Consider the following 14,423-nt stretch of genomic DNA (forward strand, 5'->3'; position numbering starts at 1 on the left):
AGAGGCTCCCAGCCAGACGACTGGGTTGATAGGCCGGATGTGGAAGACAGGACTAAAGACTGTCGGAGCTGACCGGTACTAATAAGCCGATAACTTGATAATCACTACACTCATACCGTTGTAAAGGCTGGTAGGAGTGGCCAGAGATTGCTTGCGTCCACTTTGTGGTTCCCAGAAGACGGGCACCCCGCATCCTCCTTCGGGAGGAGCGGAACAATTGAATACACGCACGGCGTGTAACCCAGATTTGACCATGTGCCCTCGGGTGCGTGTGTCGCCAGGGTTACGGCGGCCATAGCGAGAGGGAAACGCCCGGTCACATTCCGAACCCGGAAGCTAAGACTCTCAGCGCCGATGGTACTGCAGGGGGGACCCTGTGGGAGAGTAGGACACCGCCGGACACCATTCACGATGGCCACCCAGAAATGGGTGGCCATCGCTGTTTAACCGGTCGGTCTCTGTTCGAGGACGAACAGGGCCGGCCGGAGCGACGATGACCGTCGTCGCCCGACTCCGGAACGAGGAGCAGCGATGACTCAGCACGACCCGACGTCCTCTCCGGAATCGAGGCCGCTCCAGAACGGCTTCGACGTCGTGGAGGAACACGTCCTGTCAGACGAGCTCCTCCGGATCGAGCAGACTGCGCTCGACAAGAGGGCGGCCGGATACGTCCAGCTGCAGGAGCAGCTGCGCATCCGACTCGAGAACGCCGACCGCGACCGATGACCGAAGACTCGCGACTCGACTCGGCTCTCGCCGAACGGGGCATCGCCCGGTCCCGCACCCATGCCGCTCGGATGATCGCCGACGGTCTGGTGACGGTGGACGGCGTCCCTGCACTGAAGCCCTCGATCCGCGTCCGCGACGATCAGGACGTCGCGGTCGCCGGCCTCGACCACTACGTCAGCCGGGCCGCCCACAAGCTGCTCGCCGCCCTCGACACCTTCGCGACGGTGCGAGTCGCCGGCCGGAACGCTCTCGACGTCGGGGCGTCGACGGGCGGGTTCTCGCAGGTCCTGCTCGAGCGCGGCGCCGCCTCGGTGATCGCCCTCGACGTCGGGCACGCGCAGCTCGCTCCCCGGATCCGGTCCGACGATCGCGTCCACGTGGTGGAGGGGTTCAATGCGCGGGATCTCACCGCCGCCCGGCTCGCCGAAGCCGCCAGGACCGCGATCGTGCCGGACCTGGTCGTGTCCGACGTGTCCTTCATCTCCCTGCGGATGGTTCTGCCTCCGGTCGCCGCCTCTGTGGATCCGCTCGCCGACTTCGTGGTGCTGGTGAAGCCGCAGTTCGAGGTCGGCCGCTTGGGAGTGCGGGAGGGGATCGTCCGGGATCCGGAGCTGCGTCGCGAGGCCCTCTCGGACGTCCTGTGGTCGGCGTGGGACCTGGGGCTCGGCGTCGTCGGGCTGGCCGAGTCGCCACTCCCGGGTGGCGCTGGGAATCGTGAGTATCTGGCGCACCTCCACCGCGACCGCGGAACGATTCCGACAGAATGGAGGGACGCGGTCACCGCGCTCACCACCGGATGACGCGATCGTGTCCGCCGCTGTCGACCGACCAGAAGGACACACCCTCGATGCAGTCCCCTCGTGGCGAGCGCAACATCCTCGTCGTCGCCCACACCGGACGGACGGACTCCCTCGATGCGGCGGTCCTCGTCGTCGAGCGCCTCCGGAACTCCGGCGCCCACCCCGTCCTCTGCGCCGACGACAAGGGCGACATCGTCGCGGTCGCTCCGGATCTGAGCGACGTCGCCGTGCTCGGGTCCGACGTGCCGCTCGAGTCCATCGAGCTCGTGTTCGTGCTCGGCGGGGACGGGACCATCCTCCGCGCGGCGGAGATCGTCCGGTCGGGGACGGCCCCTCTGCTCGGCGTGAACCTCGGCCACGTCGGGTTCCTCGCCGAGAGCGAGCGGGACGATCTCGACGACGCGGTCGCCCGTGCGCTCGACGGCGACTACGCGGTCGAGGAGCGGATGACCCTGCAGGTGCGCGTCAAGATCGACGAGGCCGTCGTCTACGAGACCTGGGCGCTCAACGAGGCCACGGTCGAGAAGGGCAGCCGCGAGCGGATGCTTGAGGTCATGGTGGGCGTCGACGGACGTCCGCTGTCGAGCTTCGGCTGCGACGGCATCGTCGTGTCCACTCCGACCGGTTCCACCGCTTACGCCTTCTCCGGGGGCGGGCCCGTGGTGTGGCCGACCGTCGAGGCGATGCTCCTCGTTCCGCTCAGTGCCCATGCTCTCTTCGCGCGGCCCCTCGTCGTGGGCCCGTCGTCGAGCCTCGCCGTCGAGGTCAAGGAGAGGACCGACGGCGTCGGCGTCCTCTGGGCCGACGGCCGGCGCGCCTACGAGCTGCCGCCGGGAGCGCGCGTCGTCTACCGGCGCTCGCCCGTGCCCGTGCGCTTCGCGCGCCTGCACGACGCCCCCTTCACCGATCGACTCGTGCACAAGTTCGGTCTCCCCATCCGCGGATGGCGGGGGTCGGCGGAGACGGAGTAAGGCCCGATGCTCGAAGAGCTGCAGATCCGCGACCTCGGAGTGATCGCCGAGGCGACGCTCCCGCTCGGACCGGGCTTCACCGCGGTCACCGGCGAGACCGGCGCCGGCAAGACGATGGTGGTCACGGCGCTCGGCCTCGTGCTGGGCGCGCGCTCGGACGCGTCCGCGGTGCGCTCGGGAGCGAAGCAGGCCTGGGTGTCGGGGCGCTGGCTGGTCCCCGAGGAGGGCCCGGTCGCCGAGCGGGTCCACGACGCCGGCGGCGATCTCGACGGCCCGGAGCTGCTCCTCGCGCGCTCGGTCTCGGCGGAGGGACGCGGGCGAGCCGTCGTCGGCGGCCGGAGCGCACCGGTCAGCGTGCTGAGCGAACTCGCCGATCAGCTGGTCGTCGTGCACGGGCAGTCGGACCAGATCCGCCTCCGCTCCGCCGCGGCGCAGCGTGAGGCGCTCGACCGGTTCGGCGGACCCGGTCTCGCCGACGCCCTCCGCGACTACGCGAGCGCCTTCGAGCGTTGGCGGGCCAACCGGGAGGAGCTCGACTCGCTCACCGAGGCCCGGGAGACGCGCGCCCGCGAAGCCGAACGGCTCCGCTCCGCCCTCGCCGAGATCGAGGTGGTCGCCCCCCAGCGCGGGGAGGACGTCGAGCTCGCGGCGCAGTCCGCCCGGCTCGGGAGCATCGAGCAGCTCCGGCTCGCCGCCGGCGAGGCCCGCGAGGCGATCTCGTCCGAGGAGCTGGACGGGCGGGACGCGCTCGGGCTCCTCGAGACGGCGCGGCGCGTGCTGGAGCGGGCGGCCGAGCACGACGCCGCCCTGCAGCCGACGGTCCAGACGCTCGGCGAGGCGGCGGTGCTCCTCGTCGACGCCGCCGGCGGGCTCTCCTCCTACCTGGCGGAGCTCGACCTCGACGGCGCGCACGACCTGGAGCTGATCGAGAACCGGCGGGCGGAGCTGTCTCTGCTCGCCCGCACCTACGGACCGACGCTGGACGACGTGCTCGATCTGGTGGACTCCTCCGGACTCCGCCTGCTCGAGCTCGACGGCGACGACGAGAGGATCGCGGCTCTCGAGGCCGACACCGCTGCCGACGCGGACCTCGTCGACCGCCTCGCGACCCGGCTGACCGAGCTGCGGACCGCGGCGGCCGCCGAGCTGGGGGAGCGGGTCAGCGACGAGCTCACCGCGCTGGCCATGGCGGATGCGCGCCTGCACGTGAAGGTGACGGCCGCGGGGGAGCCGAGCGTCCACGGGCGCGACTCCGTCGAGATGCTGCTCCAGCCGCACACCGGGGCCGCACCCCGGCCCCTCGCCCGCGGAGCCTCGGGAGGCGAGCTCTCGCGGGTGATGCTCGCGATCGAGGTCGTGGTCGCCGCCAACGACCCCGTGCCGACGTTCGTCTTCGACGAGGTCGACGCAGGGGTCGGCGGAGCGGCGGCGATCGAGATCGGCCGACGGCTCGCGCGGCTCGCCGAGACGTCGCAGGTCATCGTGGTGACCCACCTCGCGCAGGTCGCCGCATTCGCCACGAACCACCTCCGCGTCGAGAAGGGCTCGGACGGCGCGGTGACCTCGAGCGCCGTGACGCAGCTCGACTCCGAGGAGCGGGTGTCCGAGATGGCGCGCCTGCTCTCGGGGCTCACCGACTCCGCCAACGCTCTCGCTCATGCGCGGGAGCTCCTCGAATCGAGTCGGCGGGGCTGATCGCGAGCGGCCCTGGACGACATCGATCCGTCCCGGACGGTCCGCCGCCGCCGTTCTGCTGTTACGGTGGAACCCCGTGGTGGACTTTACGAACGCGGGCCTTTCCTCTTCTTCTCCCTCGGATCCCGAGGGCTCCTCCGGGTCCTCGACCCGGAACGCTTCGACGGCCGGGCAGGACGCCCCCTCGAAGATCACGAAGCACATCTTCGTCACCGGCGGTGTCGTCTCCTCGCTCGGCAAGGGACTCACGGCCGCGAGCCTGGGCAACCTGCTGACCGCGCGCGGGCTGCGCGTCGTCATGCAGAAGCTCGACCCGTACCTCAACGTGGACCCGGGGACGATGAACCCGTTCCAGCACGGCGAGGTCTTCGTGACCGACGACGGCGCCGAGACCGATCTCGACATCGGCCACTACGAGCGCTTCCTCGACATCAACCTGAACCAGGCCGCGAACGTCACGACCGGCCAGATCTACTCGCGGGTCATCGCGCGGGAGCGCGCCGGCGAGTACCTCGGCGACACGGTCCAGGTCATCCCGCACATCACGGACGAGATCAAGCGGCGCATGCGCCTCCAGTCGGAGGACGACCCGCAGCCGGACGTCATCATCACCGAGATCGGCGGCACCGTCGGCGACATCGAGAGCCAGCCGTTCATCGAGTCGGCCCGCCAGGTCCGCCACGAGCTCGGCCGCCGCAACGTCTTCTTCGTGCACGTCTCGCTGGTGCCCTTCATGGGCGCCTCCGGCGAGCAGAAGACCAAGCCCACCCAGCACTCCGTCGCGGCGCTGCGCTCGATCGGCATCCAGCCGGACGCGCTGGTGCTGCGGAGCGACCGACCCGTGTCGGAGTCGAACAAGCGCAAGATCGCGCTGATGTGCGACGTCGACGAGCAGGCCGTGGTCAACGCCAAGGACGTCGCGTCGATCTACGAGATCCCGCAGATGCTCAACGAGCAGGGCCTCGACGCCTACATCATCGACCAGCTGGGCCTCCCGGCCGGCGAGGTCGTCTGGGACGGCTGGTCGCGACTGCTCGAGGCCGTGCACGAGCCCAAGCACGAGGTCACCATCGGCCTGGTCGGGAAGTACATCGACCTGCCCGACGCCTACCTCTCCGTGACGGAGGCTCTGCGGGCCGGCGGCTTCGCGCAGCAGACGAAGGTCGCCATCCGCTGGATCGCCTCCGACGGGCTCGAGGACCCCGAGGCTGCGGCCAAGGCGCTCTCCGAGCTCGACGGCATCTGCGTGCCCGGCGGCTTCGGCATCCGCGGCATCGAGGGCAAGCTCGGCGCGCTGCGCTTCGCGCGGGAGAACGGGATACCGACCCTCGGGCTCTGCCTCGGCCTGCAGTGCATGGTCATCGAGTACGCCCGCAACGAGGCCGGCCTCGAGGGGGCCTCGTCGTCGGAGTTCGACCCGGAGACGGAGTTCCCCGTCATCGCGACGATGGCCGAGCAGGTCGAGATCCTCGCGTCCGGGGACATGGGCGGCACGATGCGCCTCGGCCTCTACACGGCCGAGCTCGCCGAGGGCTCGATCGTCGCCGAGGTGTACGGCGCACCTGAGGCTGCCGAGCGCCACCGTCACCGCTACGAGGTCAACAACCGCTACCGCGACCGGATCGCCGAGGCGGGGCTCTGGTTCTCGGGCCTCTCGCCCGACGGCCACCTCGTGGAGTACGTCGAGCTGCCCCGCGAGAAGCACCCCTACTACGTGGGCACGCAGGCGCACCCGGAGCTCCGCTCGCGCCCGAACGCCGCGCACCCGCTCTTCCGCGGCCTCGTGACCGCCGCCCTCGAGCGCCAGGAGGCCTCGCGCCTCTTCCCGGCATCGGAGGCGGGCGCCGATGAGTGAGCCGCTGTCGGACGAGCTCGTCGAGCCGGAGGTCCTGACCAGTGAGCGCGTCTTCGACGGGATGGTCTGGGGCGTCCGCGCCGAGACGTTCCGCTACGGCGGCGGCGAGCTGCGCCGGGAGTTCCTCGATCACACGGGAGCCGTCGCCGTGCTGGCCCTCGACGACGAGGACCGCGTCGCCCTGATCAAGCAGTACCGGCACCCTGTCCGCACCCGCGAGTGGGAGATCCCGGCCGGCCTGCTCGACGTCGAGGGCGAGGATCCCCTGGTCGCCGCTCAGCGGGAGCTGGGCGAGGAGACGGACCTGCAGGCCGAGCGCTGGGACCTGCTCTCGGAGTTCGCCACCTCGCCGGGCGGCAGCGACGAGGTCATCCGGATCTACCTGGCCCGCGGGCTCTCGTCCACCGGCTCCGCCTTCGACCGCGAGGCGGAGGAGGCGGACATGGAGCTGCGGTGGGTGCCGCTGGACGAGGCGGTCGAGGCGGTCCTCGCCCGCCGGGTGCAGAACCCCTCGCTGACGATCGCGGTGCTCGCGGCGCACGCGTTCCGCTCGCGCGACTGGGACGGGCTGGGCGACGCGTCCTCGCCGTGGACGCGCCACCCGCGGGTCCGCCACCCCCGGGGGTGAGCCCCCGCGCCTGCGCCGAGGCGTACCTCCGGCAGGCGAGCGTGGAGCGCGGGCTCTCGGCGCACACGCTCGCGGCCTACCGGCGCGACCTGGAGCTCTACCTCGGCTGGCTCGAGGAGCGCGGGACCGTCGATCTGGCGCAGCTCGGACGGGTCGACGTGGGGGAGTTCTCCTCCTGGCTGGCCGCACGCCCGGAGCGGCCGCTCGCGGCGAGCTCGCGCGCACGGATCCTCTCGAGCGTCCGAGGGCTGCACCGCTTCGCCCTCGAGGAGGGGGTCGTCGCGGACGACGTTGCCCGGGACGTGATGCCGCCGAAGGTCCCGATGACCCTGCCGAAGGCGGTCACGGTCGAGCAGATGGCGGCACTGCTCGACGCGGCGCGCGGCGAGGAGCTCGCGGACCTGCGGGACCGGGCCCTGCTGGAGCTGCTCTACGCGACGGGCGCGCGCATCTCGGAGGCGGTGGACCTGAACGTCGACGACGTGGTCGCCGCGGAGGTGGTGCGGCTTACGGGCAAGGGGTCCAAGCAGCGGATGGTGCCGCTCGGCCGCTTCGCCCGCGAGGCGGTCGACGAGTACCTCGTGCGTGCGCGGCCCGAGCTCTCGCGGAGGGGACGCGCGACGCCGGCGCTCTTCCTGGGGGTCCGCGGGAGCCGCCTGTCGCGGCAGAGCGCCTGGCTGGTCATCCGCGCCGTCGCCGAGAAGGCCGGGCTGGACCGGGAGATCTCGCCGCACACCTTCCGGCACTCGTTCGCGACCCACCTGCTCGCGGGCGGTGCCGACGTCCGCGTGGTGCAGGAGCTCCTCGGGCACGCCTCGGTGGCGACGACGCAGATCTACACGCTGGTGACGGCGGACACGCTCCGGGACGTCTACACGTCCGCGCACCCGCGAGCGCGGCGCTAGAGCCGCGGCCCCGCGCGGCGGGGCGCGGCGGCCGGGGAGCGGGGCGCCGGTACACTCGACGGAGGCCGCGCGGGAGCGCACGCCGCCACGGAAGCGAGGACGACGCAGGTGACACGCAAGACGGACGACAAGGCCGAGCTCACCGGTCTCGAAGCCCCGACGCTCGGCCCGACCGGCCGCCCCCTGCGCGACTTCCCGCTGCCGGTGGAGCTCACCGGTCACGGCCCCGCTCGGATCATCTCCCTCTGCAACCAGAAGGGCGGCGTCGGCAAGACGACGACGACCATCAACCTGGGCGCGACCCTCGCCGAGTACGGCCGACGCGTACTGGCCATCGACTTCGACCCGCAGGGCGCCCTCTCGGCCGGCCTCGGGGTCACGACCTACGACGCCATCACGATCTACGACCTGCTCCTCGGCACCGTGAAGGACCCGGCCGAGGCGATCCGGAGGACCCGCGTGCCGGGCCTGGACGTCATCCCGGCCAACATCGACCTCTCCGCCGCCGAGGTCCACCTCGTCAACGAGGTCGCGCGCGAGCAGATCCTCGCCCGGGTGCTCCGCAAGGTGAGCGCGGACTACGACGTCATCCTGATCGACTGCCAGCCCTCGCTGGGCCTGCTCACGGTCAACGCGCTCACCGCGAGCCACGGCGTCCTCATCCCGCTCGAGTGCGAGTTCTTCGCGCTGCGCGGCGTCGCCCTGCTGATCGAGACGATCGACAAGGTCCGCGACCGGCTCAACCCGGTGATCGAGCTCGACGGCATCCTGCCCACGATGTACGACTCCCGCACCCTGCACTCGCGGGAGGTGCTCGACCGGGTGGTCGACGCCTTCGGCGACAGCGTGCTCGAGACGGTGATCGGCCGCACGGTGAAGTTCCCGGACGCCAGCGTGTCCGGCGTCCCGATCACCCAGTTCGCGCCCGAGCACAACGCCGCGAAGGCGTACCGCAAGCTCGCCAGGGAGCTGATCTCGCGTGGCGCGGTCGCCTGAGGTCCTCCTCGAGGAGCGCGCCGCTCCCACCGGGTTCCACCTCGCGCTGACCAACTTCGAGGGTCCGTTCGACCTCCTGCTGAGCCTCATCGCGAAGCAGCAGGTCGACATCACCGAGATCGCGCTGAGCGCCGTGACGGACGAGTTCCTTTCGTACCTGCACGGGATCGACTCGCTCGAGGGGCTGGACCGCGCGTCGGAGTTCCTCGTCGTCGCCGCGACGCTCCTCGACCTGAAGATCGCCGGACTCCTGCCCCAGGGCGAGCTCGTGGACGCGGAGGACGCGGCGCTGCTGGAGGCGCGAGACCTGCTGTTCGCCCGGCTCCTGCAGTACCGGGCCTTCAAGCAGGTGTCGTCGTGGTTCGCCGAGCGGATCGCGATCGAGACCGCCCGCCACGTGCGCGACGTGCCTCTGGAGGAGGAGTACCGGTCCGCGAAGCCGGAGCTCGTCTGGACCCTGTCGCCCGCCGACTTCGCCGCCCTCGCGACCGTCGCCCTCGCTCCGCGCGAGCTGCCGACGGTGGGCCTGGACCACCTGCACGCCCCGCAGATCAGCATCCGGGAGCAGGCCGCCCACGTCGTGGCGATGCTGCGCGCCCGCGGGAGGGCCACCTTCGGCGAGCTGATCGCGGACGCCGACGAGAAAGGCGTGATCGTCGCGCGCTTCCTGGCCGTGCTCGAGCTCTACCGGCACGCCGCGATCTCGTTCGACCAGCCGGAGCCGCTCGGCGAGCTCACGCTGCGGTGGGTCGCCGAGCAGTGGAGCGATGCGAGCCTCGCCGCGCTCGGAGCCGACTATGACTCCTGACGCCGGCCCCGGGACCGTCGCGTTCGAGATCGACCGGGCGATCGAGGCGATCCTGATGGTCGCGGACGAGCCGCAGCCGCTCGCCTCCCTCGCGACCGCGCTGTCGAGGCCGATCGCCGTGGTCCGCCAGTCGATCGAGCGCCTGGTCGCCGACTACGACGGCGCCGACGGGGCGATCCGCCGGGGCTTCGAGCTGCGCGAGGTCGGTGCCGGCTGGCGGATCTACGTGCGCCGCGAGTACGACCCGGTGGTCAAGGACTTCGTCCTGACGCAGAACCCGACGCGGCTCTCGCAGGCGGCGCTCGAGACGCTCGCCGTGATCGCCTACAAGCAGCCGGTCTCGCGCGGTCAGGTCGCGCAGATCCGCGCGGTCAACGTCGACTCCGTCGCGCGCACCCTCCTCGGCCGCGGCCTCATCGCGGAGGTCGGCCACGACCCCGAGACGGGCGCGGTCCTCTACGGCACTACCGAGCAGCTGCTCGTGCACCTCGGCCTCACCTCGCTCGACGAGCTGCCGAAGATCTCCCCCCTACTGAGCGACGGAAGAGACGGATTCGATGAGCGCGCCTGACAGCGGCCCCGACGGCGAACGACTGCAGAAGGTCCTCGCGGCAGCGGGGGTCGCCTCCCGACGAGTGGTCGAGGAGATGATCGTGGCGCGGCGGATCCGCGTCAACGGCGAGGTGGCGGACGAGCTCGGCCGCCGCATCGATCCGGCGACCGACCGGATCGAGGTCGACGGGGTCGCGGTGCAGCTGGACACCTCGCGCCGCTACGTCATGCTCAACAAGCCGATCGGCGTCGTCAGCTCGCTGGCGGACGAGAACGGACGCACCGACCTCAGCCTCTACACGAAGAACTTCGAGGAGCGGCTGTTCAACGTCGGGCGCCTCGACGCCGAGACCTCGGGCCTGCTGGTGCTGACCAACGACGGCGAGCTCGCCCACGTCCTCGCGCACCCGTCGTTCGGAGTGACGAAGACCTACATCGCGAAGGTGCACGGGCAGGTCCTCCCGCAGACGATCGCGACGCTGACCTCCGGGATCGAGCTCGACGACGGACCGGTGGCCGCCGACAAGGCGCGTCTCCTCGGCCGGCCGGAGGGCCGCTCGAACGCCTCGCTCGTCGAGATCACCCTGCACTCCGGTCGCAACCGGGTCGTCCGCCGGATGATGGCGGCGGTCGGCCACCCGGTGATCGAGCTCGTCCGGCGCCAGTTCGGGCCGCTGCACCTGGGCACCCTGCGCTCGGGCGATCTGCGCGACCTGACCCGGGAGGAGCTGGGCGCGCTGCTCACGATCGCGCGGCAGGGCGGCGAGGCGGTGGCGGCCGCTCCCGCGGTCCCCTCGAAGAAGGTGAGCGCGGGTGCGCGGCGGCCCCGGCCTGACAGCGGCGAGCGCGTCGCCCCGGCGGAGCGCGGCTCGGCCGGGCGATCCTCGGATCGCGGCGGCTCCTCCGCCGGCGGCGGCGGGCGGAGCGACGGTCCTCCGCGCCGGTCCGGCGCCGACAAGCAGCGCCGCGCCGATCGCTAGGCTGTCGGGGTGAACGAGCTCCTGCACCCCGCGCCGCCCGCGATGCGGACGACCGGGACGGTGCGGGTGGTCGGCTCCGGACTGCTCGGCGCCTCCATCGGCCTCGGCCTCGCCTCCCGCGGGATCGACGTCGTCCTCGACGACGCCTCGCCCGCGAGCCTCTCCCTCGCCATCGACTACGGGGCCGGCCGCGCCGCCTCCGCCGACGACCGGCCCTCCGTCGTCGTCGTCTGCGTCCCCCCTGACGTCACCGCGAGCGTCGTCGAGCGCGAGCTCGCGGCGCACCCCGGAGCCGTCGTCACCGACGTGGCGAGCGTCAAGACCCAGCCGCTGCGCGAGCTGCGCTCCCGCGGCGTCGACCTCGCCCGCTACATCGGCTCGCACCCGATGGCCGGCCGCGAGCGCGGCGGACCGGTCGCCGCGCGGGGAGACCTCTTCGTCGGCAGACCCTGGGTGATCTGCCGCGACGGCGAGACCGCGCCCGACGCGCTCGCAAGGGTGGAGGGCCTCGCTCTCGACCTCGGCGGCACCATCGTCGAGATGGACCCGGAGGAGCACGACCTCTCGGTCGGCCTCGTCTCGCACGCCCCGCAGGTGATCTCGTCACTGCTCGGCCAGCGCCTCCTCGACGCCCCGAACGCGGCGCTCCGCCTCGCCGGGCAGGGCGTCCGCGACGTCTCGCGCCTGGCGGCCTCGGCCCCCGAGCTCTGGATGCAGATCCTGGCCGCGAACCGCGAGCACGTCGTCGCGGTGCTCGACGCCTTCCGCGACGACGTCGCCGCGGTCGCCGACGCGCTCCGCGACCTCGAGGCGCCCGGCTCGCGCCGCGTGCTCGCCGAGCACCTGGCCGCGGGCAACGCCGGAGTGGCGCGCCTGCCCGGCAAGCACGGCCAGGACCAGCGCTTCTCGACCCTGATCGTCCTCGTCGACGACTCTCCCGGAACCCTCGCGCGGCTCCTGGTGGAGATCGGCGAGGCGGGCGTCAATCTCGAGGACGTTCGCCTCGAGCACGCGCAGGGGCGCCGAGTGGGTCTCGCCGAGATCTCGGTGGTGCCCGAAGCGGTCGCGCCGCTGACCGAAGAACTGACCATACGCGGCTGGAGGATCGCCGGATGAGCACCGAGCAGAACAGGCAGGAGGGCGGCCTGAACAGGATGACGCCCGCCCGCCGGGCACAGCAGAGCATCCCGGAGGACGGGGGCGCGGCTCCCGAGCGCGAGGCGCGCTCCGAGGCCGCCGAGCAGGGCGACTTCGGCGAGGCCGTCGTGGTCGCCATCGACGGCCCGGCCGGCAGCGGCAAGTCCAGCGTGTCGAGGGCTGCCGCCCGCCGCCTCGACTTCGAGTTCCTCGACACGGGAGCGGCCTACCGCGCGCTCGCCTGGCACGGGCTCGACCGCGGCCTCGACTTCGAGGACCAGGACGCGATCGTCGACGCGCTCGACGGCTTCGACTACTCCATCGGCACCGACCCCGAGTCGTACTCGGTGTGGGTCGGTCCGACCGAGGTGACCACCGCCATCCGCGAGCCCCGGGTGACCGCGCGGGTCTCGGCCGTGGCGAAGGTCCCCGAGGTCCGTCGGAGGATCACACTGCTGTTCCGGAGGATCATCGGCGAGACGCGTCGGGAGGGCATCATCGTCGAGGGCCGCGACATCACGACGGTCGTCGCACCGACCGCTCCGGTCCGGATCCTGCTGACGGCGAGCGAAGAGGCTAGAATGGCCAGGCGTTCGCGCGAGGTCACCACGGAATCCGCCGAGGCGACGGGTCAGGCGCTGCGGTCGAGGGACCGCGCCGACTCGCAGGTGGTCGACTTCATGAACGCCGCAGAAGGAGTCACTCTTCTCGACTCCACTCATCTCGACTTCGAGCAGACCGTCGACGCGGTCGTCGCCGAGGTCCGAACTTCGAGAGCAAGGGCCGGTCATGGCACAGGACACGCACGTCGGTGACGACGAGCTGAACTTCGGAGACGACGACCTCGTCGAGCGCCTCGGCGACCTCGACGAGCAGCTCGCCTCCTCACGCGCGCAGGCGCTCCGGAGCGGACTCGAGGACTACGACCTCGACGAGGAGGACCTCGACCTCCTCGAGTTCGCCGGGGAGGACTCGGACGAGGTCCGCTACCTCCCCGCCCTCCCGGTCGTGGCGATCGTGGGCCGCCCCAACGTCGGCAAGTCCGCGCTGGTGAACCGGATCCTCGGCCGCCGCGAGGCCGTCGTCGAGGACACCCCGGGCGTCACGCGCGACCGCGTGTCCTACAAGGCGGAGTGGATCGACCGGGCGTTCACCATCGTCGACACCGGCGGCTGGGAGCCCGACGCCCGCGGCATCGACGCCTCCGTCGCCATGCAGGCCGAGATCGCCATCGACCTCGCCGACGCCGTCATCTTCGTCGTCGACGCGAACGTCGGCGCGACCGCGACCGACGAGCACGTCGTGAAGCTGCTGCGCAAGACGAAGAAGCCGGTCTTCCTCGCCGCCAACAAGGTGGACGACGCCCGCCAGGAGCCGAACGCCGCATCGCTGTGGTCGCTCGGCCTGGGCGAGCCCCGCCCCGTCTCGGCCGTCCACGGCCGCGGCGTCGCCGACCTTCTCGACGCGGTGCTCGAGAAGCTCCCTCTGGAGTCGGCCGTCGCCAAGCGCGAGGTCGGCGGACCGCGCCGCGTCGCGATCCTCGGCCGCCCGAACGTCGGCAAGTCCAGCCTGCTCAACAAGGCGGCGGGGGAGGAGCGGGTCGTCGTCAACGAGCTCGCCGGCACCACGCGCGACCCGGTCGACGAGCAGGTCGAGATCGCCGGCAAGGTCTGGCGCTTCGTCGACACCGCGGGCATCCGCCGCCGCGTGCACCTCCAGCAGGGCGCCGACTTCTACGCGTCGCTGCGCACCTCGACGGCGCTCGAGAAGGCCGAGGTCGCCGTCGTCGTCCTCGACGTCTCGCAGCCGATCTCGGAGCAGGACGTCCGCATCATCGACCTGGTGCTGGAGTCGGGCCGGGCGCTCGTGCTCGCCTTCAACAAGTGGGACCTCCTCGACGACGAGCGCCGCCGCTACCTCGAGCGCGAGATCGAGACCGACCTCGCCCACGTGGCGTGGGCGCCCCGCGTCAACATCTCGGCCCGCACCGGCCGCCACCTCGAGAAGCTCGTGCCGGCGCTCGAGCTCGCCCTCGAGTCGTGGGACACGCGCATCCCGACGGGCAAGTTCAACGCGTTCCTCGCCGAGCTCACCGCGGCGCACCCGCACCCCCTCCGCGGAGGCAAGCAGCCCCGCGTGCTCTTCGGCACGCAGGCTTCGTCGCGCCCGCCGACATTCGTCCTCTTCACGACCGGGTTCCTCGACCCGGGCTACCGCCGCTACATCGCGCGCCGCCTGCGCGAGATCTACGGCTTCCAGGGGTCGCCGGTGAACGTCAACATGCGCGTCCGCGAGAAGCGCGCGCGCTGAGCGCAGCCGCACCGTGTCCGGCCCGTGGGAGCTCCTCCCGCGGGCCGTCCGCGTCTC

The 14,423-nt window shown here is 71.8% G+C and carries 13 protein-coding genes, 1 rRNA gene and 1 pseudogene; all 15 read left to right on the forward strand.

Annotation, left to right across the window (positions count from 1 at the left end):
* The first annotated feature begins 284 nt into the window (after positions 1-284).
* The 15 genes and pseudogenes from rrf (at position 285) to der (ending at position 14,366) form a co-directional block, all read left to right on the forward strand.
* Positions 285-401, forward strand: a 5S ribosomal RNA gene (gene rrf / locus C5B98_RS06300).
* 130 nt (positions 402-531) lie between these two features.
* Positions 532-726: a hypothetical protein gene (locus C5B98_RS06305; RefSeq protein ID WP_104222496.1), complete on the forward strand. Its 195-nt coding sequence runs from the start codon at positions 532-534 to the stop codon at positions 724-726.
* The gene (locus C5B98_RS06310; protein WP_104233394.1) at positions 723-1,529 is read left to right on the forward strand and encodes a TlyA family RNA methyltransferase; all 807 of its coding nucleotides are present in this window, start codon (positions 723-725) and stop codon (positions 1,527-1,529) included. The genes C5B98_RS06305 and C5B98_RS06310 overlap by 4 nt, the downstream gene beginning before the upstream one ends.
* A gap of 47 nt (positions 1,530-1,576) precedes the next feature.
* Positions 1,577-2,500, forward strand: a complete 924-nt coding sequence (locus tag C5B98_RS06315) for an NAD kinase (RefSeq protein ID WP_104324584.1) — start codon at positions 1,577-1,579, stop codon at positions 2,498-2,500.
* A 6-nt stretch (positions 2,501-2,506) separates the two neighbouring features.
* Complete coding sequence (gene recN / locus C5B98_RS06320) at positions 2,507-4,195, forward strand: DNA repair protein RecN (protein ID WP_104247183.1); 1,689 nt, start codon at positions 2,507-2,509, stop codon at positions 4,193-4,195.
* Positions 4,196-4,385: 190 nt separating this feature from the next.
* Positions 4,386-6,050, forward strand: coding sequence for a CTP synthase (locus C5B98_RS06325; RefSeq protein WP_104222604.1), 1,665 nt, complete (start codon positions 4,386-4,388; stop codon positions 6,048-6,050).
* Entirely contained in the window at positions 6,043-6,678 is a 636-nt protein-coding gene (locus C5B98_RS06330; protein WP_104233392.1) for an NUDIX hydrolase, read from the forward strand. Before C5B98_RS06325 ends, C5B98_RS06330 begins: the two co-directional genes overlap by 8 nt.
* A complete protein-coding gene (gene xerD, locus C5B98_RS06335) occupies positions 6,675-7,583 on the forward strand; it encodes a site-specific tyrosine recombinase XerD (RefSeq protein WP_104225422.1) in 909 nt (302 codons plus the stop codon). The genes C5B98_RS06330 and xerD overlap by 4 nt, the downstream gene beginning before the upstream one ends.
* A 108-nt stretch (positions 7,584-7,691) precedes the next feature.
* Positions 7,692-8,579 carry a ParA family protein gene (locus tag C5B98_RS06340; protein WP_104222502.1) on the forward strand — a complete coding sequence of 296 codons (888 nt, stop codon included), beginning with the start codon at positions 7,692-7,694 and terminating at the stop codon, positions 8,577-8,579.
* The gene (locus tag C5B98_RS06345) at positions 8,563-9,387 is read left to right on the forward strand and encodes a ScpA family protein (RefSeq protein WP_104267431.1); all 825 of its coding nucleotides are present in this window, start codon (positions 8,563-8,565) and stop codon (positions 9,385-9,387) included. The genes C5B98_RS06340 and C5B98_RS06345 overlap by 17 nt, the downstream gene beginning before the upstream one ends.
* Positions 9,377-9,958: an SMC-Scp complex subunit ScpB gene (gene scpB, locus C5B98_RS06350; RefSeq protein WP_104238575.1), complete on the forward strand. Its 582-nt coding sequence runs from the start codon at positions 9,377-9,379 to the stop codon at positions 9,956-9,958. The genes C5B98_RS06345 and scpB overlap by 11 nt, the downstream gene beginning before the upstream one ends.
* Positions 9,945-10,703 (forward strand): annotated as a pseudogene (locus tag C5B98_RS06355) (pseudouridine synthase); the annotation flags it as partial. The gene scpB and the pseudogene C5B98_RS06355, both read left to right, overlap by 14 nt.
* Before the next feature lie 258 nt (positions 10,704-10,961).
* Complete coding sequence (locus C5B98_RS06360; RefSeq protein WP_104222605.1) at positions 10,962-12,035, forward strand: prephenate dehydrogenase; 1,074 nt, start codon at positions 10,962-10,964, stop codon at positions 12,033-12,035.
* A complete protein-coding gene (gene cmk, locus C5B98_RS06365; protein WP_244230649.1) occupies positions 12,032-12,871 on the forward strand; it encodes a (d)CMP kinase in 840 nt (279 codons plus the stop codon). The genes C5B98_RS06360 and cmk overlap by 4 nt, the downstream gene beginning before the upstream one ends.
* The gene (gene der, locus C5B98_RS06370) at positions 12,846-14,366 is read left to right on the forward strand and encodes a ribosome biogenesis GTPase Der (RefSeq protein ID WP_104222506.1); all 1,521 of its coding nucleotides are present in this window, start codon (positions 12,846-12,848) and stop codon (positions 14,364-14,366) included. The genes cmk and der overlap by 26 nt, the downstream gene beginning before the upstream one ends.
* The last annotated feature ends 57 nt before the right edge of the window (positions 14,367-14,423 follow it).

The sequence above is a fragment of the Rathayibacter sp. AY1A5 genome, assembly GCF_002930875.1.
In the GTDB taxonomy this organism is placed as follows: Bacteria; Actinomycetota; Actinomycetes; order Actinomycetales; family Microbacteriaceae; genus Rathayibacter.

What these genes read in the sequence shown, in the direction of transcription:
- der (WP_104222506.1), top strand. Translation starts at nt 12,846, where the DNA reads ATGGCACAGGACACGCACGTCGGTGACGACGAGCTGAACTTCGGAGAC.
- C5B98_RS06305 (WP_104222496.1), top strand. Translation starts at nt 532, where the DNA reads ATGACTCAGCACGACCCGACGTCCTCTCCGGAATCGAGGCCGCTCCAG.
- C5B98_RS06330 (WP_104233392.1), top strand. Translation starts at nt 6,043, where the DNA reads ATGAGTGAGCCGCTGTCGGACGAGCTCGTCGAGCCGGAGGTCCTGACC.
- cmk (WP_244230649.1), top strand. Translation starts at nt 12,032, where the DNA reads ATGAGCACCGAGCAGAACAGGCAGGAGGGCGGCCTGAACAGGATGACG.
- scpB (WP_104238575.1), top strand. Translation starts at nt 9,377, where the DNA reads ATGACTCCTGACGCCGGCCCCGGGACCGTCGCGTTCGAGATCGACCGG.
- C5B98_RS06315 (WP_104324584.1), top strand. Translation starts at nt 1,577, where the DNA reads ATGCAGTCCCCTCGTGGCGAGCGCAACATCCTCGTCGTCGCCCACACC.
- C5B98_RS06310 (WP_104233394.1), top strand. Translation starts at nt 723, where the DNA reads ATGACCGAAGACTCGCGACTCGACTCGGCTCTCGCCGAACGGGGCATC.
- recN (WP_104247183.1), top strand. Translation starts at nt 2,507, where the DNA reads ATGCTCGAAGAGCTGCAGATCCGCGACCTCGGAGTGATCGCCGAGGCG.
- C5B98_RS06360 (WP_104222605.1), top strand. Translation starts at nt 10,962, where the DNA reads ATGCGGACGACCGGGACGGTGCGGGTGGTCGGCTCCGGACTGCTCGGC.